The sequence below is a fragment of the Catalinimonas alkaloidigena genome (assembly GCF_900100765.1).
In the GTDB taxonomy this organism is placed as follows: Bacteria; Bacteroidota; Bacteroidia; order Cytophagales; family Flexibacteraceae; genus Mooreia; species Mooreia alkaloidigena.
Genome location: NZ_FNFO01000003.1, coordinates 522,146 through 542,605 on the forward strand (window position 1 = coordinate 522,146; position 20,460 = coordinate 542,605).

General features: G+C 58.6%; 15 protein-coding genes. 8 read left to right on the forward strand and 7 right to left on the reverse strand.

Annotated features, from left to right (window positions below; translation table 11 throughout):
* Window positions 1-56: 56 nt before the first annotated feature.
* Window positions 57-221, reverse strand: coding sequence for a hypothetical protein (locus BLR44_RS28860; RefSeq protein ID WP_176955966.1), 165 nt, complete (start codon window positions 219-221; stop codon window positions 57-59).
* A gap of 103 nt (window positions 222-324) precedes the next feature.
* A complete protein-coding gene (locus tag BLR44_RS09375) occupies window positions 325-2,610 on the reverse strand; it encodes a hypothetical protein (RefSeq protein ID WP_089681438.1) in 2,286 nt (761 codons plus the stop codon).
* Between the two features lie 381 nt (window positions 2,611-2,991).
* Between BLR44_RS09375 and BLR44_RS09380 the strand changes: the two genes are divergently transcribed.
* Genes BLR44_RS09380 through BLR44_RS09390 form a run of 3 tightly spaced genes read left to right on the forward strand, consistent with a single transcriptional unit; the run spans window position 2,992 to window position 5,811 of the window.
* Window positions 2,992-4,815 (forward strand): glycosyltransferase, encoded by a 1,824-nt coding sequence (locus tag BLR44_RS09380; RefSeq protein ID WP_089681439.1) that lies wholly within the window; start codon window positions 2,992-2,994, stop codon window positions 4,813-4,815.
* 47 nt (window positions 4,816-4,862) lie between these two features.
* Window positions 4,863-5,573, forward strand: a complete 711-nt coding sequence (locus BLR44_RS09385; RefSeq protein ID WP_089681440.1) for a TapB family protein — start codon at window positions 4,863-4,865, stop codon at window positions 5,571-5,573.
* Between the two features lie 28 nt (window positions 5,574-5,601).
* The gene (locus BLR44_RS09390) at window positions 5,602-5,811 is read left to right on the forward strand and encodes a YwbE family protein (protein ID WP_089681441.1); all 210 of its coding nucleotides are present in this window, start codon (window positions 5,602-5,604) and stop codon (window positions 5,809-5,811) included.
* 21 nt (window positions 5,812-5,832) lie between these two features.
* On the opposite strand, the gene BLR44_RS09395 is transcribed toward BLR44_RS09390, so the two are convergent.
* Together BLR44_RS09395 and BLR44_RS09400 are read right to left on the reverse strand one after the other, a co-directional pair.
* On the reverse strand, window positions 5,833-6,582 hold the full coding sequence (locus tag BLR44_RS09395; RefSeq protein WP_089681442.1) for an NYN domain-containing protein: 750 nt from the start codon (window positions 6,580-6,582) through the stop codon (window positions 5,833-5,835).
* Between the two features lie 25 nt (window positions 6,583-6,607).
* Complete coding sequence (locus BLR44_RS09400) at window positions 6,608-8,584, reverse strand: peptidylprolyl isomerase (RefSeq protein WP_089681443.1); 1,977 nt, start codon at window positions 8,582-8,584, stop codon at window positions 6,608-6,610.
* Between the two features lie 86 nt (window positions 8,585-8,670).
* Here BLR44_RS09400 and BLR44_RS09405 point away from each other — a divergent pair, with 86 nt between their 5' ends.
* Entirely contained in the window at window positions 8,671-10,290 is a 1,620-nt protein-coding gene (locus tag BLR44_RS09405) for an ATP-binding protein (RefSeq protein ID WP_089681444.1), read from the forward strand.
* Here the strand turns inward: BLR44_RS09405 and BLR44_RS09410 are convergent.
* Both BLR44_RS09410 and BLR44_RS09415 read right to left on the reverse strand, forming a co-directional pair.
* Window positions 10,256-11,920, reverse strand: coding sequence for an FAD-dependent oxidoreductase (locus tag BLR44_RS09410; protein ID WP_089681445.1), 1,665 nt, complete (start codon window positions 11,918-11,920; stop codon window positions 10,256-10,258). The two genes, BLR44_RS09405 and BLR44_RS09410, sit on opposite strands and share 35 nt — an antisense overlap.
* Window positions 11,917-13,359, reverse strand: coding sequence for an ATP-binding protein (locus BLR44_RS09415; protein WP_089681446.1), 1,443 nt, complete (start codon window positions 13,357-13,359; stop codon window positions 11,917-11,919). Before BLR44_RS09415 ends, BLR44_RS09410 begins: the two co-directional genes overlap by 4 nt.
* Window positions 13,360-13,560: 201 nt before the next feature.
* Between BLR44_RS09415 and BLR44_RS09420 the strand changes: the two genes are divergently transcribed.
* On the forward strand, window positions 13,561-13,956 hold the full coding sequence (locus BLR44_RS09420; protein ID WP_089681447.1) for a response regulator: 396 nt from the start codon (window positions 13,561-13,563) through the stop codon (window positions 13,954-13,956).
* A 1-nt stretch (window position 13,957) separates the two neighbouring features.
* On the opposite strand, the gene BLR44_RS09425 is transcribed toward BLR44_RS09420, so the two are convergent.
* Window positions 13,958-15,238 carry an MFS transporter gene (locus BLR44_RS09425; protein WP_089681448.1) on the reverse strand — a complete coding sequence of 427 codons (1,281 nt, stop codon included), beginning with the start codon at window positions 15,236-15,238 and terminating at the stop codon, window positions 13,958-13,960.
* A gap of 241 nt (window positions 15,239-15,479) precedes the next feature.
* Here BLR44_RS09425 and BLR44_RS09430 point away from each other — a divergent pair, with 241 nt between their 5' ends.
* The 3 genes from BLR44_RS09430 (at window position 15,480) to BLR44_RS09440 (ending at window position 20,353) form a co-directional block, all read left to right on the forward strand.
* Entirely contained in the window at window positions 15,480-16,364 is an 885-nt protein-coding gene (locus tag BLR44_RS09430) for an ABC transporter ATP-binding protein (RefSeq protein ID WP_089681449.1), read from the forward strand.
* Between the two features lie 87 nt (window positions 16,365-16,451).
* Window positions 16,452-16,679, forward strand: a complete 228-nt coding sequence (locus BLR44_RS09435; protein ID WP_245706019.1) for a four helix bundle protein — start codon at window positions 16,452-16,454, stop codon at window positions 16,677-16,679.
* A gap of 44 nt (window positions 16,680-16,723) precedes the next feature.
* The gene (locus BLR44_RS09440; protein ID WP_089681450.1) at window positions 16,724-20,353 is read left to right on the forward strand and encodes an ABC transporter permease/M1 family aminopeptidase; all 3,630 of its coding nucleotides are present in this window, start codon (window positions 16,724-16,726) and stop codon (window positions 20,351-20,353) included.
* Window positions 20,354-20,460 lie beyond the last annotated feature (107 nt).

Here is a 20,460-nt window from a genome sequence, read left to right on the forward strand (position 1 = left end):
TTCTTTAAACCAAGATGTTACGTCAATATGAAGCCCATGCTCATCGACTAAAAAAATCATTGTGTCCCGCGTAGCAACCGAATGCCGCTCGAAAAGAAGATGAGTCCAATGAAAAAAGGAATGAGGCCGCCCCAGCCGGTGATGCCCGTGCCGAACAGGTTGCCCCCGCCGCGCAGCATGACCAGCCCCGCGAAAATCATGGCGGCACCGCCCACTGTCATAAGAATTACGCCGATTATTTGCTTTGCATCCATAGGTAAATTTTCCAATCTCTTCCTCTTACGCAAACCAACCGGAAGGGGTACGGCGCGGTGACTCACCGGTCTACTCGGTGGCGGTGGTCGCTGCCGGAATTTCGTAAAGGAGGCCTCGTTTCTGCCAGCGACGCAGGTCCCGCTTCGCTGCACTTAGGGTTGCGCCCGCTTCCACCAGAAGGCGGCTCCCGTCCTCTACCTGCAACGCCCCGGGGCCGATCTCTAGCGTCGCGCCCGATTGCAGCACCAAGGTGCTCCCGCCGCGCAGCGTTAGCGTCGCTGCGTCGGGCACCGTCCAGTGTGCGCCCGCTTCCAGCACGACCTGCGTTCCGTCGGTAAGGACAATGGTCGAGCCGGTTTCCTGGGTTAAGAAAGCGCCCGACATTAACGTAAAGCGCGTGGTGTCGCTGAACCAGGCCACCGAATCGTCTAATACCGTACGGGCTACCATGTAGGTAGGGCTCTGCCCCCGGGCCAGGGTGATCGTCCGCCCGGACGCCAGCTCCAGTGAAGGTTGAGTAGCCTCGAAATCGTGGGGATACAATACGATGTCGCCGGCCCAACGCTGATCCTGTTCCACGCGGTACTGATCCCAGCGGATGCTGATTTTCATGGCTCCCTTGCCGTCCACGTTTTCTTCCAAAATGCGCACCTCCAGACCGTTCAGGTGGATCTGTCGGTTTTCGTACGAAGCCAACGGCCCCCGGTTCAGTGCCAGTTTGGAACCCGAGCGGTGCGTGTAAACCGGTACCGGTGCCGGGTTGGTGCCTAACGCGAGTCGGCTGTTTCCGGCGAGGCGAAACGCATCGTGCGCATCGCCCATGGAATAGAGCGCGTGGACCACCGAATCGCCATAGACTTTGGAAGAACCCGTAAACATCTTATCGCCTTTGTCTAACAGACGATCGTGATTCGAATCGGTGGCAGAGTAGAGGTCGGAGTGACCGGTAAAGGGATTCGGAAGCTTTTGTGCGGCGTCGGTCGGCAACGTCCAGTTCCCGGCCCAAACGCAAGCCTCCCAGCTGCGCAGGGCCTTGTCGTACCGATAGGTATAATCCCAATTGCCCTCGGCCGTTACGGGAAACATGTAGCTCCCCAGCGCGTTAGGTTTGGCGGCGTCGCGGCTACTGCCGATCGGAAACACGTCGGCCGATGCGCCTTCTTTGAGGTCTTTGCCCACCTGAATCTGCGCATACAGTCCGGGGCTCCAGGTTTGGCGGCAGTCCAGGTTGTGCCAGATGTTGACGTCGTGCGGCGAGATGAGCTGATGATTTTCCAGCCAGAGGTACTGGTTTTTCACGTCGCCGACCTGTTGCCAGTCGAGGTGCGGCAACTGAATGTGGACCGCATCGCCGGTCGTCACAAAATCGCGCAACAGAAACGTATCGGTACGTAGTTCTTTGGGCAGTTTCAGGTCGGTCGGCACTTCGCGCGTGCCGGTTGCCTCCAAAGCGCCAATCAGGTACTGGCGCGTCAATTGCCCCTGGGCATCGCGACCGCGCCAGCCCAGCCGATGGCGTTCCCAGCCGTTGATCAGCAGCGACGACGCCCCCGACTGCGCGCTGGTCCCGTACACGTGCGCCGGAATCATAAACGTGTGCAGACCGGCCCCGCCGACCGTATGGAAGTTATTACCCCCGAACAGCGCGTGCAACTGCTCGGCAATGAACAAATCCCACGCCGCCTGCCCGCTACGACACGCCCCGAACGAACTGGCCACGCGCAGCTTTTTGCCGTGCAACTGCTGCCCCGCCAGCAAGACCTGCATACCCAACCCACCCCCACAGTCGATCACGCCTTTGTTCAGGTTCCTCCAGAAAATCACCACGCCGTCGAGGATGCCATCCGGCCCGCGCGACTTCGGCACTCCGGGCGGCTCGCTGCCCCACAGGTCGAAATCCTCCAGCGTCAGCGCCGCATCAGAAGACGAACGCTGGCTGTGCAATCGAATCTCCGGCCAGGTATTGAGTTCGCGGATTACGTCCACCTCGCTGGTGCGGTGGCAAGGAACCGTTACGACACGGTCGATATAGTCACCCAGCAGCACATACTCGCCGCGCGACATGGTGTGGTAATAGTTGGTGATGTACTGATGGGGAGCTTCTCCCGGCCGGAGCGTAGCGTCGAAATAGCGCGCAGCATCGGGCGGCAGTTGTCCGGGCCGCCAGGCGTCGTTATCGGGCAAACAGGCGCTACTTTGGCCACAGGCACCGCAATCCACTTCGGCAAAAATGACAAGCAGCCGCGTGGTGTCGCGGGCGGGCAGCAGGTAACCGTGCTCGCTATTGACAAGAGACTGCGCAATGCCAGCGTAGCTCCAAAGGACGCCCAAAAGGAAAAACAACTTTTTTTTCATATGCTGCGATTCTCGCCGACCGCCTCTGGCGTATAGCCGAAGAACCACTCCCGTGGAGAGGCTGCCGTAGTAAAGGTGACTGATCTTCATCAACAAACGCGCCAGCAATGGGTTCCGCGATAGCGGCTTCCTTCGACCAGCATGCGCCGCGCCCTCCTACCCGATCCAGAAAGAAATCCGATGAAAATAACGGCATTCCTGTACCTTGACGCCCGCAAAAACAGTATAAGGAGTTACTCTGCAACTCCATTACAGAAAGCGGTGCTTCGTGGCTCGTATGTTGAACTGTCAGACCTACTCAACCCGTACCCTAACCTTACCGCTACGGTCGGCCGTAGCACACCCTTTTATTACCACCACGTCCCTTTCCCCCTCACCTGTATGCAATCTGATGCCCTCTACCACCTAACTCCTGAACGGAAAAGAAATACCCTCCTGATCGAAGCTGCCTGGGAGGTTTGTAACCAAGTTGGCGGCATCTACACCGTGATTCGCACCAAGGTCCCCGCGGCCGTTGGCTTTTGGGGCGACAATTATTGCCTGATTGGCCCCTGGTTCGCCAACATGGCCCAAGGCGAGTTCGATCCGATCGAACCGGGGAACGATGCCGTCGGGCGGGCCGTGCGGGCATTGCTGGACAAAGGCGTGGAAGTTCACTACGGACGCTGGCTGGTGTCGGGGCGTCCCCGCGTCATTCTGTTGAATCCGCTGAGTGATCTGCCCCAGACCAACGCCAACAAGCATTACTACTGGGAAGCGCACGGCATTGCTTCGCCAACGGGCGATGACCTGTACGACAAAGTGCTGGCTTTCAGCCACCTGGTCACGCTGTTTTACGAGCAACTGACCGCCGCACGCCAGGAGAGTCTGAGCATCATTGCGCACTTCCACGAGTGGATGGCCGGGTTGCCCATCGCCGACATCCGGCGAAACCAGTGGCCCATCCGCACGGTGTTTACCACCCACGCCACGCTGCTGGGGCGCTACATCGCGATGAACGACGAGCAGTTTTACGAAAAGCTGGATCAATACGACTGGTTGCACGAAGCGCAACACTACGGCATCGAGCACATGGTGCGGATCGAGCGCGCCGCCACAGCCCACTGTGACGTGATGACGACCGTCAGCCAGGTAACCGGCAGCGAGTGCGAATTTCTGCTGGGTCGGAAACCGGATCTGCTTTTGCCCAACGGCCTGAACATCGAACGCTTCGTGGCCCTGCACGAATTTCAGAACCTGCACCAACAGTACAAAAACAAAATCCATCAGTTTGTGATGGGCCATTTTTTCCAGAGTTATTCGTTCGACCTGGACAATACGCTGTACTTCTTCACGTCGGGCCGTTACGAATACCGCAATAAAGGATTTGACCTGACGCTGGAAGCGCTGGCCCGCCTCAACTGGCGCATGCAACAGGCCGGGATGAGTACCACGGTCGTGATGTTTTTCGTAACCCGCCGCCCCTACCGGTCCATCAACCCCGAGGTGCTGGAGTCGCGAGGGGTGATGGAAGAGCTGCGGGAGACGTGCAACGCCATCGAGAAACAGATTGGCGAACGCCTGTTTCAGGTAGCGGCTTCGCAGCACGAGCACCGCCTGCCGGACCTGAATCAGTTCGTGGACGATTACTGGCGCCTGCGTTTTCGGCGGACGCTGCAATCGTGGCGCAGCACCCACCTGCCTTCCATCATTACACACAACCTGATCGACGATCAGGACGACGAGATTCTCAACTTCATGCGGCGCGCCAACCTGCTGAACCACGCCCACGACCGCGTCAAAATGGTGTATCATCCCGATTTCATCTCGCCGATGAACCCGCTGTTCGGGATGGAATACGGCCAGTTTGTGCGCGGCTGTCACCTGGGCATCTTCCCGAGCTATTACGAGCCTTGGGGATACACCCCGCTCGAGTGCGGTGCCAGTGGCGTGCCATCCGTCACCAGCGACCTGTCGGGTTTCGGCGATTACGTGATGAACGCGTTCGACAACCACAAAGACTGCGGCATGTACGTCGTGAATCGCCGTCGTAAAACGTTCTACCAGGCCGCCGACCAGTTGGCCGATATTCTGTTCCAGTTTGTGCAGTTTTCGCGGCGCGACCGCATCAACCAACGCAACAAAGTGGAAAGCCTGTCGGCGACCTTCGACTGGAAGTACCTGGGTAAGTTCTACCTGGAAGCCTACGATCGCGCGTTGGCATAGTGCCGGAATTTTAGTTATTTCAGGGCCTACACCTTTCCCTCCACACCATGAAAATCTTTCGCTGGGGTTGGAGCTGTCTTCTTGCGCTCTTTACCCTCCTTTCTGCATCGGCCCAGGAGTGCATCGGCTACTTCCCGGTCAAAAACGTGGGCGACACGTTCGAAATGAAAAGCTACACGAGCAACGGCAAGGCTTCGGGTCGGGTCGTGTACAAGGTAACGGCCATCGACCAAACCGGCGACCGGACCGAGGCTCAGATCCACAGTTCGGTCTACGATAAAAAAGACAAGCTCACGGCCGAAAGCGATTTTACGTTTTTCTGCGAAGACGGCATGGCCCACGTCGACATGCAGATGTTTGTTCCACAGGATCAGTCCAAAAATTTTCAGAATATGGACGTCGAACTAACCGGCGATCACCTCACGCTCCCCTACGAGCTGAGCGCGGGCCAAACGCTTCCCGAAAGCCAGATGAGCCTTACGGCGCACGATAAAGCCAGCGGCATGAAAATGTCGGAGATGCAGATGGCCATCAAAAACCGGAAGGTCGAGGGCAAAGAAGCCGTTACCACCGAATCGGGCACGTTCGACGCGTGGAAGCTGACGCAGGACCTGGAGAGCCGGGTCGGCGCAATGGGCATCACCGTGCCGATGAACCTCAGCAGCGTCGACTATTTTGTGCCGGGCGTCGGCATGGTGCGGTCGGAATCATACCGGAAGGGCAAATTAGTGGGCTACAGTGAACTGGTGGTCGAGTAGATCGGTTAGCTGCTAATTAAATATTACTATGGCAGACGGACGCTACCGCAAAGACATTAAACCCGGCCAGTTGGTCGACATCGTACTGAAAAAAGACCAGCGGACGGGCGACCTGACGCAGGGGATTGTGAAAAACATCCTGACACGCTCAGCGTTTCACCCCCACGGCATCAAGGTTCGCCTCGACGACGGTCAGGTTGGGCGGGTGCAGGAGATTTTACCCGACGAGGACTTTTAACGCGCTCGACGCCGCCCCGGCTCAGCTCCCTTTCATGCGCACAAACATGGGCGTTGGCCCGCTACCGTTCCCTTCCTGCCTGAGCTGGAAAACTTCGCTGTGCGCGCGGATCAGTTGCGAGAGTTGCCGGTAGCCGAACGTACGCGGGTCGAAACCGGGGTCAATCTGCCGCAAATGGGTACCCATGGTGCCGAGGTGCGCCCAGTCGTCTTCGCCGGCGGCGAGTTCGTACGCTTCTTTGAGCATGGCTACCGGATCGGGCTGTTTCTTTTTCCGTTGCGTTTTGTTGACCTTTTTCTTTTTCTCCGAGGTCTCTTCTTCCAACAGGTTTTCGGTGTAGATGAAGATGTTGCAGGCATTCACAAAGGGGCGGGGCGTTTTCTCGTCGCCGATGCCCATCACAAAGATGCCCGACTCCCGGATACGGGTTGCCAGGCGTGTGTAGTCGCTGTCGCTGGAAACGATGCAAAACCCGGAGGCCAGTCCGCTGTGCAAAATATCCATCGCGTCGATGATCATCGCGCTGTCGGTCGCGTTTTTCCCCACAGTGTAGCGGAACTGCTGCACCGGCTGTACGGCGTGGTTGTTCAGGGCACCTTTCCAGCCATTCATGTTCGGGGTGGTCCAGTCGCCGTAAATGCGTCGGATCGTTGTGCTGCCGTAGCGCCCGGCCTCGTTCAAAAACTTTTGGATCAGGGTGGGGCGGGCATTATCGCCATCGATGAGCAGCGCCATGCGGCGCTCGGCGTGTACGTCTGTTTGTTTATCCATTACAGGTGTATACGGGCCTTCTGCGTTAAGGGCTAGGATCTTCTATGTCTTCGACCAGGCGCACCGAGTAAATTGTGCTCCCCACGGCCAGTTGCTGAACTACCTCCAGGCCTTCTACCACTTCAGCAAACAGTGTGTAGCGCCCGTCGAGGTGCGGGGTAGGCGAGTGGGTGATGAACCACTGACACCCTTCGGTATCTTTTCCGGCCGACGCCATGCCCACGCTGCCGGTCCGGTAGGGGCGGGGCGAAAATTCGGAGCGCAGGGTGTAGTCGGTGCTCCCCCAGCCGTTGCCGGTCGGTGAACCGCCCTGCACCACAAAATTAGGCACTACCCGATGGAATGCCAGGCTATCGAAAAATGTAGCACGTGCCAAGGCCACAAAGCTTGCGACCGTACCGGGGGCTTCTTCCGGCAGCAGCAGCAGCTCGACTGTGCCCTCGCTGGTTTCAATGCGCACCCGCGGCTCGTTAGGTAAGGTAGCCAGCAGATCCCAGTCGATCGGATGGTTCCAGGCCGGGCTGCGCACCGGTGGGGCGGGGCGCTCCTTCAGAAATGCCAGCGTCGCGTGCAAATCCAGATACGTTTCGTAGTCGCGCGGCAACTGCAGCCGACGCAGTGCAGCAAAAATCAGAGAAGTATCGGCCCGAAACGTCGACAGGGTTTTCAACGTCGGGTCAGGATTGCGCATGGCAATGGCCGCTTCGCTGATCAAGGGCACATCGCCCGCACTGAGGCCACGCCGGATGCTCGCCGCCCAGGTTTCGTGCTGTGAGGCTGGAAAATCGGGGTGCTGCCGCATCCGTACCAACCCCGCCAGCCCTACCGACGTCACGATAGGCGACGCTGCTGTAAAAACAAAGTAACGCAGGGTATCGAACGCAGCGGGGTCTTCGGCCAAGGCATCAAGCCATTGGGCTTTGGCGTAAGGACTTTCGGCAGCGTGATAACGTTCCAGCACGTACCGGCGCAGGGCACGTTTGTCCGGGCTTACCCGCAACGCCGCGGCGTAGATCAGGGCCTGTGGTCGCCAGGCAGCGGAGGGCTGCGCCTGGGCCACACGGACCAACCACGAGACGTCCTGCGGCCGTACCAGCGTGTGGAGTCGTTCGGCCACCGCCACCGCCAGGTTGCCGCCCGCCTGCAAAGCGTCTTTCAACGGGTCGATCAGGCTGGGGAAAGTGGACGCATCGAGCGCTCGTACTGCGTTGATCTTTACCCGCTCGTCGGGCTCTTCGGTCAAAATCTCCCGCAATACTTGCTTCTTGGACGCGACACTCACGTGCTGCCATGCCCCGGCGGCCGCCATGCGTACTTCCACGGCGGTATCCTGGCGCGCCACTTGCCGCAGGACGTCCACATACGCGTTGAGGGACGGTACCTGCCCCCGCATCAGCGTATGCGCGGCGGCCAGCCGAACCGCGGCAGACGAGTCCTGCAACCAGGCGATCACCCGCGGAAGAAGAGAATCGGGTACGGGCTGGCGCAAGGCGGAACGGTACAGTCCCCAGGCCAATCCGGCGCGCGCCACGGCATCGTCTGTCTCATACGCCTGGAAAAAGCCGAGCGAGGCAGCATCGATTACCTTCCCGTAGGCCTCCAGCAACGCCGCCTGGACCCGGGCATCGGGCTCCGTTTCGACCGCTTTTCGGAGTGTCTGCGCCGCCGGAACGCCGCCCGTCTGGCCGAGGGCAAAGGCCGCCGCACGCCGTACTTTGGTCGCGCTATCGTGCAACAGGTACACCAACGAAGGGGTTAAGGTGCTGTCCTGTAGGGAGCCCGCCGCCAGAGCGGCATAGTACCGGTACGAAGCCTGAGGGTGACTGAGGTAGCCATGAATGGAGTCTCGGTTCCGTTCATCCTGCGCCTGATGAATGCGCTGCCAGCCTTCTTCGAACGGCTGTGCCTGGGCGCTTTGCTGATCGGTTACTTCTGAGGCAGGCTGGCAGGCGACAGCGCAATACGCCAGAAGGCAGAAAAGCCAAAGCGAAGAGAAATGCATAAAAGATAGATCGTTAATTATTACAGGGCTTATTTTATCGAACAGAAGCGCAGATTCAGCGACATCTCCCGCGTTACCTTTGATTCATGTCTGTATCTGGCCAGAAGCCGATCAACAAAACGTCACACGCCTTACGATGGGGCGGCATGGGAGTCGGCTTTGGGCTGCTGTTCCCAGCCCTGGCTACGTATCTTGTTAACTGGCATTTCGATAAACTGCACCGCATTGGAGAGTACCTTTATGCCCATTGGCAAACCGTAGGTACCAGCTGGCAGTTTGTGGGTTACGTGCAGCAAAATATCCCTTTTCTTTGGATCATCGACACTACTCCGCTGATTCTGGGCATTTTAGCCTACTTAATCGGACGAAAACAAGACCAGCTTGAACGCCTCAATGCCCGGCAGGAAGTGCTCATTCAACAACGCACAGACGAGTTACACCAGCAGAACGCACGGCTGCGACGCGAAATTACCGTACGGCGCCGCACAGAAGCGGCCCTACGGCAAGCCACCCAACAGGCTCAGCACCTGGCCCACAGCAAAGATCAGTTTCTGTCGGCGATGAGCCACGAAATTCGTACGCCCCTGCACGGCATTATCGGCATGGCCGACCTGCTTCAGCACGAGACGTTATCAGCCCAACAGCACACGTACCTGGAGGCTCTGCGCTTTTCGGCCTCGCACCTCCATCAGTTGGTAAACGACCTGCTGGATTACCAGAAATTAGAAGAAGATCGCCTCTCGATCGAATCGGTGGCGTTTGACCTGTTTGAGTTGGTGGCGCAGTTGCAAACGGCCACTGCCGTGCTGGCACAACAGAAAAAATTGGTGTTGCGCGTTAACCTGGCGCCTAAAGTGCCTCAGTGGGTAGTGGGCGACCCCTTGCGGCTCCAGCAGGTGCTCCACAATTTGCTAAGCAACGCCTTGAAATTCACCGAGTCTGGTGAGATTCTGCTCGCTATTCGGCTGGCAGCGGACGCACGACCCGATTCGGTAGGACTTCTTTTTGAGGTGAAGGATACCGGCATTGGCATTGCGCCCCAGAAGTTAGCCATGATTTTCGACCGGTTTACCCAGGCCGATGCCGATACTACGCGCCGCTTCGGCGGCACGGGCCTGGGCCTGGCCATCACCCGAAAACTGCTTGCCCTGCAAGGTAGCCGGATACAAGTCGACAGCGAAGTGGGCCGGGGATCGCGCTTTTACTTTGTGCAGCACTTTGCACCGGCCAACCACGGCACAGTACCCGGCAAACAGCCGATGCTTCAGACGGAGCACCCAACGTGGCCCGGCATGCGGGTGCTGGTGGCCGAAGACGATCGTATCAACCAGCTTGTTATTCAGAAACTGCTGACCAGTTGCCAGATTGAGGTTACGCTCGTCGACAACGGTGCGCAAGCCGTCGAAACGGTTGCCTCGCAAGAAACGTTCGACCTGGTGCTGATGGACCTCCACATGCACGAGATGGACGGACTAGAGGCCACCCGGCAAATCAGACGCCTACAAGCGCACCTCGACCAGCCGCTCCCGATTGTAGCCCTGACGGCCGCCGTTACCGAAGAAGCCCGAACGCAAGCAGAACAGGCCGGCATGAACGGCATGTTGGCCAAGCCCATGCACAAACCGCTTGTCTATAAGGTCCTGGAAACGTATGCGCCCGCGCCGGAAGAGGTTACACCTCCGCCAGGTATTCGTGTACGAACTTAATGGCCATGGCGCCCTCGCCTACAGCCGACGCAATCCGGTTCATGGCACCCGCCCGCACATCGCCCGCCGCAAAAATGCCTGGGCTACAGGTCTCCAGCAGAAAAGGTTCGCGGTCTTTTTTCCATGAGGTCCGGAAATCCTTGTGTTTCTGCAACTCACGCCCCGTCACGATAAACCCCCGGTCGTCGCGCAGGATGTAGGTCTGCACCCAGTCGGTAAAAGGCCGCGCCCCGATGAAGATGAACAGCGAGCCTGCCTCCACCGCGTTGCGTTCCTGCGTCTGTACGTTCTCTAACACCAGCCGCTCCAGGTGCTCTTGGCCGCACGCTTCCACCACTTCGGTTTCGGGCAGGAGGTGAATGTTGGGCGTGCCGTTGATCTGATCGATCAGGTAATGTGACATGCTGGAGGTAAGCGACTCTTTTCGGATGAGGATGTAGACGTTCTTCGCAAAGTTGGAGAGGTACATGGCTGCCTGTCCGGCCGAGTTGCCCCCACCCACCACGTACACGTCCTGGTCGCGACAGGCATTGGCTTCGGTCGTGGCAGCGCCGTAATAGACGCCCGCGCCGGTAAACTTGTCGATGCCCTTGGCTTCCAGCTTACGGTAATCGACGCCGGTCGTCACGACGATGCTTTTCGCTTTGATTTCGCTGTCGTCACTGAGCTTTAGCATCTTGTAACTGTCGCGCACTTCAATGTTGACCACTTCCTGGGGCGACAGCATCTCGATGCCGAAACGCTGCGCCTGTGTGACGGCCCGCCGCGTCAGCTCAGCCCCGCTCAGGCCTGTCGGAAAGCCCAGGTAATTTTCGATGCGCGACGAGGTTCCGGCCTGTCCGCCCGGCGCGCGCTTTTCGATCACCAGCGTGCTCAGTCCCTCCGAACCGCCGTATACCGCTGCGGCCAGCCCCGCCGGTCCTCCCCCGATAATCACCACGTCGTAGATTTTATCAGACGCGCGGGCGTTCAAGCCCACTTTTTCCGCCACCTGCACGGGCGATGGCGACGTCAGCACGGAGCCGTCGTCGAAGAAAACCGCTGGGAGTGCTTTGCGCTCCACCTGGCCCAGCTTCAGCAACTCGTCGGCTTCCTGTTCGTTTCGCTCCACATCGACCCACCGGTACGGGATCAGGTTGCCGGCCAGAAAATCCTTCACGGCGTGCGATTTGGGCGAGTACTGATAGCCCACCACCTTGATCCCCTCAAAATCGGGGCGGTAGCCCGTTTGCCATTCGTCGAGCAGATCGTCGAGCACCGGATACATCTTCTCTTCCGGCGGGTCCCAGGGTTTCATCAGGTAATAGTCGAGTTGCACGTCGTTGATGCCTTTGATGGCCGCTTCGATGTCCGAATAGGCCGTGAGCAACACGCGCTTGGCCTTGGGAAAAATGTCCCGCGCCTTTTCCAGAAATTCCACGCCCAGCATCTCGGGCATGCGCTGGTCGGACAGAAACAGGGCGATTACTTCGTTTTTCAGCTTGAGCTCGCGCAACGAGTCGAGCGCTTCCTGCACCGAGTTGGTATTTAGAATCCGGTATTTGCTCCGGTACTTCGACCGCAGATCGCGCGTAACAGCGCTCAAGACCTGCTCGTCGTCGTCGATCGCGAAAATAATGGGCTTTTTCATGCCGTTTTTTCCTTCTCCTGCGAAGGGGTAGAGGTTGAATTCGATTTAGCTGCGACGGGAAAGCACAGTTGAAAGGTAGTCTGGCCGGGGGCTGAAGTGACCTGAATGGAAGCCTGGTGCTGCTTCAAAACGCGTTGCACGATGTCCAGCCCCAGTCCGGTGCCTTCTCCCATCTTTTTTGTGGTGAAGAACGGCTCAAAAATACGACTCTGGATGTCTTCCGGAATACCGGTACCGTTGTCCGTCACTTCCACGCGCACAAACTCACCGGCGGGTTCGGCCGAGATCTGCAAAACGCCGCCGCGCTCCTCCATCGCATCGACCGCGTTGTCGATCAGGTTCGTCCAGACCTGGTTCAATTCGCCGACGGCCGCGTTCACCTGGGGCAGGTTTTTGTCTAACTCCGCTTTCAACTGAATGTTTTTGGATTTCAGCTTGTGCTTCATCATCACGAGCGTGCTACGCAGCCCTTCGCGCAGGTCGATCGGCTCTTTCTCGTTCGTGCGGTCCATGTGCGTGTAACTTTTGATCGAACCCACCAGTTGGGAAATGCGCGCTGAGGCTTCCTGCAACTCGCGGGTGAGCCGCGTGGTTGCCAGCACGCCTTCCAGCCAGGCCATGACGGCGGGAATCGCTTCCGACGGAAAATCGTCGAGCAGCGCCTCCAGATCGTCGGGCGCCAGGCCCGCCTGCACGAGCGGCTCGGCCAGGTCGCACCCCGCTTCCACACCGCGCTCTTCCAGCCAGTCGGTCAGTTCGTCTTCGCGGCTCGACCGCTCCAGCAAGGACAGCGACGCGGGCTCGGTCTCCAGCTTGTGCTTGATCAGCGTACAGATGTTGTGCATCTGGTCGGACGAGAGTGAATAGCGGCCGAGTTGGGCCACGTAGTCGGGCAGGTGCAAAATTTTCTTTTCCAGCTCGGCGGCCGTCCGGCGCATGGCCGAGGCCGGGTTGTTCAGCTCGTGCGCCAGACCCGCCGAAAGTTTGCCGAGGGCCATCATTTTCTCGCGCTGTTGCTGCGTTTTGGTGCCCTCGCGTACCCGGGTTGTCATCACGGCGACCAGCCGCTGCGTCAGTTCCTGGCTTTTCTGTTCCATCTCCTGAAAATGATCCCGGTGCAGAGCCAGCACCTGAGAAGGAATCAGCGCCTGACCGTCGCCGGTGTAGTTTTTCATCCGGCTGTAGGGCAGCACGCCCAGAATGGAGCCGCGCTCGTACGTGCCGATAGGCATGGCTTGCCCGCCAATCTTCAGCACCAGGTGAATCTCGCCTTCCAACAGCACGAACAGGTCGTCGGCCGGGTCGCCTTCCTGAAACAGGAACTCGCCTTTCGCCAATTCTATCAAGCGCGCTTCTGACAGAAACCACGTCAGAATATCGTCGGGAAGTTCTTCGAACACCGACACGGCACGCAACGCATCAGGGGTAATTTCAGCCATAAGACACAAGGGAAAGGGTGGAAAAGTAAGTTCGCGATTCGCCCGGAAGCGGCCAAGTACTGTGGGGCAGCCCTCGCGTCTGTACGAGAGAGGGGCCCTGCCCGTTGACCTTCATCAGGTTTTTGTGTCGTCCTCCGGCGGTCGGGGTAACGCTCGTTTGCGTACCGCGTACATAGTGAGGAAGCTTAAACCCACAAAACCATGGATATTTTTTTAACTGTTGACCACCCAATGCTGCTCGGCGGCCTGATTAGCCGCGTGGCTATGGCCGAAGGGCTCAAAGTGGTGGGCTCGGCCTCCACCGCCGAAGGTACGCTCGAATGGCTGCAGAAACATCCGGTCGACCTGATCGTCATCGACGATAAAGTACCCGACCAGGAGTACCACCAGTTTCTGAAAGCCGCACAACGCCTTTGTCCGCACGTCAAGCTTCTGCTGATGGGGCAGGAAAAAGACCCGCTCGAAGTGGAAAAACTTCTGGCGCAAGGGTTGAGTGGCTACATGCTCCGGCAAGATGCCCACGACCGTCTGGTAGCGGCCATTTACGCCATCGGTCAGGGCGAACGTTACCTGAGCCCGCAACTGCAGTCCCGCTAGGTTACGCCTGGTCGGAGACCGACGCCACGACCGCTCCTGATTCGGGCTCGCCGGTGGCTGCTATGCCTGCCGTTTCGGGACGGACTTCGTGATCCACTACGCGAAGCTGCCGCCCGGCAAAAATGGCCACCACAGTACAGGCCACCGCTAAGTAGCCCACCCAGTTGTAATGCGCCAGCGTGCCGTCGGCCCGTTCGACCACAATTACCCCCGCGATAAACGAAGAGAACCCGGCCGCTAGCTGTTGTACTGCCGAGTTGATGCTCATGAAGCTGCCCCGGTTCTGCGGCCGTACCGTGGAGGTAATCATCGACATGGCCGGAATCATGCGGCCGCCGCCACAGACGAAAAAGAAGGTCGTGACGATCAGCACAGGCACGATGCTCATGGCAGGCATGTTGGTGATGAGCAGGAGCGGCAGCAGGTTCAAAAACATGAAGATCGTGAAGATCCGCTTTTGCCCGTAGCGATCCGCCCACCGCCCGATGACGGGCGACGTAAAGATGGTCAGCGCCCCGCCACACAGGTAAATGTAGGTCAGTTGCTGTTCCGTAAACCCGACGTTGCTCACCATGTAGGGCGAGATAAACGGGATGACGGTAAACTGCCCCAACATCAGCAACACCATAAACAACAGTGCCCGCAGCTGATTCGGGTTCTCCAAAACAAGCGAGAGGGCTTCCATCGGATGCGCCTTCGGGGCCGAGGCGTCCCGCAAATGCCCGCGCAACGTGGGTACGTAGAAGACGATTCCCGCCGTCATCACTATGCCGAACCCTCCCAGGAAAAAGAACGGAGCATGCCACGTGAACAAGGTCGCCAGGTACAACCCAAACGGCACCCCGAAGACCGACGCCGCCGAGAAGGCCATCATCACGATGCTCATCGCGCTGGCCCGCCGCTCGACCGGAAACGCATCGCCGACAATGGCCAGCACCAAGGCCCCCAGCACGCCGCCGAACGCACCGGTCAGGCAGCGCGTCACCAACAGCAGCTCGTACGAAGGGGCCAGCGCACACAAAACCGTTCCGACCGTGAACCCGATGTTGAGCCACAGCAACGCCGCTTTCCGGTCGAACCGATCGAGGAAGAACGCCCCGGCAAAGCCGCAGATCCCCGCCGAGAACGTATAGGAAGACACCACAAGGCTGAACTGCCGCGGGTCGATGTCGAAGAGGCGCATCAATTGCGGCCCCAGCGGCATCATGATCATAAAATCGACAATATGGGTAAACTGGACGGCCGCAAGCACCGCCAGCAGAAAGTATTCTTTTCTGGTCATAGCAAGAGGGAAGTAGGAGTAAAGCGATGTATACGGGTGGGGCTATACAAAAGTAGAAGAAAGCCTGCACTTTCCTGCTTCCAGCACCGCGCACCGCCCCCGGCATCGTTTCCGTTCATCCTATAGGAATACCTCCAATCCCACAAATTGTTCGACCACGGACAATCCGCGCTTGGTCATCCGGCCCGATTTCTTTTCTTTGGATCGTTCTGCCTTTTGATTGACACTCATAAACTACCGTATGGAATTACGCATACAACACCTCTCCAAGACCTATCCGAATGGCGTCCAGGCGCTGAAAGACGTCACGCTCACCATTCCGCAGGGGATGTTCGGCCTGCTGGGGCCCAACGGTGCGGGCAAGTCGTCGCTGATGCGCACGTTGGCCACCTTGCAGGAAGCCGACACCGGTTCGGTCACAATGGGCGACATCGACGTGCTGCACGACAAAGACGCCGTGCGGCGCGTGCTGGGCTACCTGCCGCAGGAGTTCGGCGTTTACCCCAAAGTGACCGCCGAAACGATGCTCGACCACATCGCTACGCTCAAGGGCCTCACGCAGCGCAAAGAGCGCAAGGAAATTGTGGACGCTTTGCTGCAAAAGGTGAACCTCTGGGACGCCCGCCGCAAGAACCTCGGCACCTACTCGGGCGGGATGAAACAGCGCTTCGGCATCGCACAGGCGCTGCTGGGCAACCCCAGGCTCATCATTGTCGATGAACCCACCGCCGGGCTGGACCCCGCCGAACGCAACCGCTTCCACAACCTGCTCAGCGAAATCGGGGAAAACACGATCGTGATTCTGTCGACTCACATCGTGGAGGACGTCAGTAACCTCTGCCGCGACATGGCGATCATCTGCCTGGGCGAAGTGCTGCTGACCGGCAACCCCGCCGAGCTGGTCGCCTCGTTCCAGGGCCAGATCTGGCAAAAGGCGGTCGACCGCAGCGAAGTGCCCCAGTACCGCGAACGCTACCGCGTCATTTCCACGCGCATGTTCGCCGGCAAAACGGTGCTCCACGTGCAAAGTGACGTGCCACCCGAAGGCTTCGACCCCGTCCAGGCCGACCTGGAGGACGTCTACTTCGCCACCATCGCCCAGAAGATGGATGTGGTGACGGTTTGAGGGAGCGAAGCTCCCGCAGAGGGCAGAGCGCGAAGAGCAGAAAAGCTTTATCGTTTTGCGGAACAACTCCGTGGCTCCGCCCTTAGCGTGACGAACAACATCACGGAAGGGTCCGGCTCTACTTCGTCCAAAGAATTTATCCACTTCCTCAACATCGCACGCCGCTCGGTCTTCGAAAACGCCAACGTCCTCATCATGATGCAACAGCGCCAGTTGCTCGCCGAAGAACAGGCCAACCAATTACTCGACGAACTAGATATGCTCTGTCGTAAGCTCACCAATTTTCAGAAATCACTTCAGAAACGAGAGGGTTAGTGTCTCTATGCACTCTGCCCTCCGCTCTATGCTCCCACACGACTATGCTCAGCGAAATCTTCTTATTTGAATTAAAATACCGGGCCAAACGGCCGGCGACGTACCTGTACTTCTTCATCTTCCTGCTGCTGTCGTTTCTGGCGACGGCGACGGACAACGTGCGAATCGGCATCAGTTCGGAGAAGGTGCTGAAGAATGCGCCCGTGTTTATTTACAACTTCACCATCATCCTGAGTGTGTTCGGGGCGCTGGTGTCGTCGGCGGTGATGGGCGTCCCGACCTACCGTGACTTGGAGCACGGCACCGACCGCTACTTCTTCGCACTGCCGATCAAAAAGAGCGCGTACCTGGGCGGGCGTTTTCTGGGTTCGTTCGTGACGCTGGTGTTCATTATGCTGGGCATTTATGTCGGGATTCTGCTGGGGGCGGCCGTAGCGCCGCTGTTCGGGTGGGTCGACGCTGACAAGTTCGGGCCGTTTCACGTGGTGCACTACCTGCAACCGATGCTGCTGTTTCTGCTGCCCAACCTGTTTTTCCTGGGAGCGGTGTTTTTCTCGGCCGTGACGCTGTCGCGCAACATCATGGCGGCCTACGCGGGCGGCATCGTGCTGCTGGTGGGGTACCTCATCGCCGACTCGCTGATCAGCGACCTGGACAACGTGACGCTCTCGGCGCTGCTCGATCCGTTCGGGCTGAACGCTTACACCGACGTGAGCAAGTACTGGTCCATCGCTGAACAAAATAATAGCCTGGTGCCGTTGGCGGGGCTGGTGCTGTGGAACCGGCTGATCTGGGTAGGCGTGGGCGTCGTGCTGCTGGCGATCACCTTTACGCGGTTCAGCTTCCAGGACTTTCTGCTGGGACGCACGAAGCGCAAGAAGAAGGGACGCAAGGCCAAGACGGCCGACGCGACACAAGCGCCCGTTTCGCTGGAAAGTCTACCCCGCGTCACGCCCGACTACTCGTTCGGAGTGCATTTCCGGCAGATGTTCCGGCTGGCGGGGATGGAGTTCCGCAGCGCGACCAAAGACGTATATTTCATCGTCATCCTGCTGGCGGGCGTGCTGTTCATGTTCCTCGACGCTTGGTTCGGCAACACGCTGTACGGCACGCCTTCGCTGCCCACCACATCGACGATGATCGAGTTGAAAGAGGGCAGCTTCTTTTTCTTCGTGATGATCCTGATCATCTTTTACACAGGCGAGCTGGTCCACCGCGACCGCAGTTTGAAGTTCGCGCAGATCTCCGACACGTTCCCCGTTCCCAACTGGCTGGTCTACGGCTCTAAGTACCTGGCCCTGGCCTACATCTGCGTGCTGCTGGTCACCACCATCATGGTCGTTGGCATTCTCTTCCAGACCATCAAAGGGTATTTTCACTACGAACTGGACGTCTACTTCATCGACCTGTTCGTGCTGACGCTCCCGTTTTACCTCGTCATCGTCGGGCTGGCGTTCTTTGTCCACATCCTGGTCAACAACAAGTTCGTCGGGCACTTCGCGGTGATCGCCATCTGGGTGACGGTGCTGGGCTTCCGCATCGCCGAATTCCGGCACAACCTTTACCTTTTCGGGGGGCGGCCGGGTTATCTGTATTCGGAGATGAACGGGTTTGGGCACTTCTTTGCGCCGCTGCTTTCGTTCAATGCCTACTGGCTGCTGCTGGCGGGCGTCATGCTGCTGATCGGCAACGTGATGTGGTTTCGGGGCGTGGAAGAGAACTTCAAAAACCGCTTCCAGATAGCGCAACAGCGGTTCGATCGGCCCATTGCGCTGACGCTGGTGCTGCTGCTGGTCGGCTTCGTGGCGATGGGCGCGTGGATCTTCTACAACACCAACGTACAGAACGAGTACCGGACCATCGACGAAGGCAAGCAGATCGCGGCTGATTACGAAAAGCAGTACAAGCAGTATGAGGACGTGCCGCAACCAAAAATCACCGACGTGTATCTGGAAGTCGATCTGTTTCCGGCCGAACGCCGAGCCGACGTGCGTGGCCGTTTCCGACTGAAAAACAAGACCAATCAGACCATCGACTCGCTGCACGTACAGGTCGGGAAAGAATACGGACTTTCGAACTTTCGCATCGGCGGCGCAGCGCCGGAAACGCTGCTCGACGACCCACGCCTTACGTACGCCATCTACCGCCTGCCCCGTCCGCTCGCGCCGGGTGACACGACCACGATGCAGTTCACCATGCAGGCCCAAAACCGGGGCTTTACCAACGAAGGCTACAACCGCGAGTTGATTTACAACGGAACGTTTTTCGACACCAGCGTACTGCCTTCGTTTGGGTACAGCGAAGACCGGGAAATGAGTTCGGACGACGACCGGGAGGAGTACGACCTGCCCGAGAAAGACCAGCGCGCGCCCGAAATCGACGATCCGGTTGCCCGGAACAACTCGTTCGTGGGCGACGATGCCGACTACGTGAACTTCGAGGCGGTGCTCAGTACGGCGCCCGACCAGATCGCCATCGCACCCGGCTACCTGCAACGCGAGTGGGAAGCCGACGGCCGGAAATATTACCATTACCAATCGGAAGCGCCCGGTTTCTATTACTTCTCAATTGTGTCGGCACGTTACGAAGTGGTGCGCGATACGTGGACTAGTCCCGACGGGAAAACCGTCAACCTGGAAATTTATCACCATCCCGGTCACGAACGGAACCTTGACCGCGTGATGGACGGGATGAAACGGTCGCTGGCCTACTATTCCAAAAATTTCGGGCCGTATCAGCACCGCCAGTTGCGCATCCTGGAGTTCCCGCGCTATTCCACCTTCGCGCAGTCGTTTGCCAACACCGTCCCGTTCTCGGAGGCGTTCGGGTGGCAGGCCGATTTTTCCGACCCGGAAGACACCGACTACATGTTCTACGTCACGGCCCACGAAGTGGCGCACCAGTGGTGGGGCCATCAGGTGATGCCGCGGGCGACGAAGGGTGCCTCGACCGTGTCGGAAACGATGTCGCAATACTCAGCGCTGATGGTGATGAAAGAGAAGTACGGCGAGGCGCAGATGCAGAAGTTTCTGGAGTACGAACTGGACAGTTACCTGCGGGGACGGGCCGGGGAAGACAAGTACGAGCCCACCATCCTGGAAAACGACGGGCAGGCGTACGTGCATTACCGGAAGGGCAGCGTGGCGATGTATGCCCTGCAGGATTTCATCGGTGAAGACAAACTGAACCGCGCCCTGCACCAGTACGTCAACTCGGTCAAGTTCGGCGAGGCGCCCTACACCAGCTCGCGCGAGTTGTACGCCGCCATTCAGTCCGTCACGCCCGATTCGCTCACCTACCTGCTGACAGACCTCTGGGAGCGCCGCGCTCTGTACGAAAACCGCATTACCGACGCGGAATACGAGAAGCTGTCGGACGACCGCTACAAGGTGACCCTGACGGTGCAGACCAAGAAATATTACGCCGACAGCCTGGGTGCGGAAGAGGAAACGCCGATGAACGACTGGGTCGACATCGGGATTCTGAAAGACGTGACCGAAGACGGCCAAACCGTGAAGAAGCCGCTCTATTTGCAGAAACATCGCCTGACGGGCGGCGAACACACCCTGGAATTTACCGTGCCGGAAAAGCCGGACCGCGCCGGCGTCGATCCGTTTAACATCCTGCTGGACCGCAATCCCGACGACAACGTGACTAAAGTTTCGGCAGGGTAACGCCGCCGGGCGAGGCCGGAAATACAACGCAAACCACTTATTGAATTCAATTACGATCTTTTTGGTTATGATTGGCAAGGAGCCCGTATTTTTAGGGCATCTCGCGC

Bases quoted from the DNA above. Each gene is read 5' to 3' on its own strand.
- BLR44_RS09400 (WP_089681443.1), bottom strand. From the start codon at position 8,584: ATGCATTTCTCTTCGCTTTGGCTTTTCTGCCTTCTGGCGTATTGCGCT.
- BLR44_RS09395 (WP_089681442.1), bottom strand. From the start codon at position 6,582: ATGGATAAACAAACAGACGTACACGCCGAGCGCCGCATGGCGCTGCTC.
- BLR44_RS09440 (WP_089681450.1), top strand. From the start codon at position 16,724: ATGCTCAGCGAAATCTTCTTATTTGAATTAAAATACCGGGCCAAACGG.
- BLR44_RS09405 (WP_089681444.1), top strand. From the start codon at position 8,671: ATGTCTGTATCTGGCCAGAAGCCGATCAACAAAACGTCACACGCCTTA.
- BLR44_RS09420 (WP_089681447.1), top strand. From the start codon at position 13,561: ATGGATATTTTTTTAACTGTTGACCACCCAATGCTGCTCGGCGGCCTG.
- BLR44_RS09410 (WP_089681445.1), bottom strand. From the start codon at position 11,920: ATGAAAAAGCCCATTATTTTCGCGATCGACGACGACGAGCAGGTCTTG.
- BLR44_RS09430 (WP_089681449.1), top strand. From the start codon at position 15,480: ATGGAATTACGCATACAACACCTCTCCAAGACCTATCCGAATGGCGTC.
- BLR44_RS09390 (WP_089681441.1), top strand. From the start codon at position 5,602: ATGGCAGACGGACGCTACCGCAAAGACATTAAACCCGGCCAGTTGGTC.
- BLR44_RS09380 (WP_089681439.1), top strand. From the start codon at position 2,992: ATGCAATCTGATGCCCTCTACCACCTAACTCCTGAACGGAAAAGAAAT.
- BLR44_RS28860 (WP_176955966.1), bottom strand. From the start codon at position 221: ATGACAGTGGGCGGTGCCGCCATGATTTTCGCGGGGCTGGTCATGCTG.
- BLR44_RS09415 (WP_089681446.1), bottom strand. From the start codon at position 13,359: ATGGCTGAAATTACCCCTGATGCGTTGCGTGCCGTGTCGGTGTTCGAA.
- BLR44_RS09375 (WP_089681438.1), bottom strand. From the start codon at position 2,610: ATGAAAAAAAAGTTGTTTTTCCTTTTGGGCGTCCTTTGGAGCTACGCT.
- BLR44_RS09385 (WP_089681440.1), top strand. From the start codon at position 4,863: ATGAAAATCTTTCGCTGGGGTTGGAGCTGTCTTCTTGCGCTCTTTACC.
- BLR44_RS09425 (WP_089681448.1), bottom strand. From the start codon at position 15,238: ATGACCAGAAAAGAATACTTTCTGCTGGCGGTGCTTGCGGCCGTCCAG.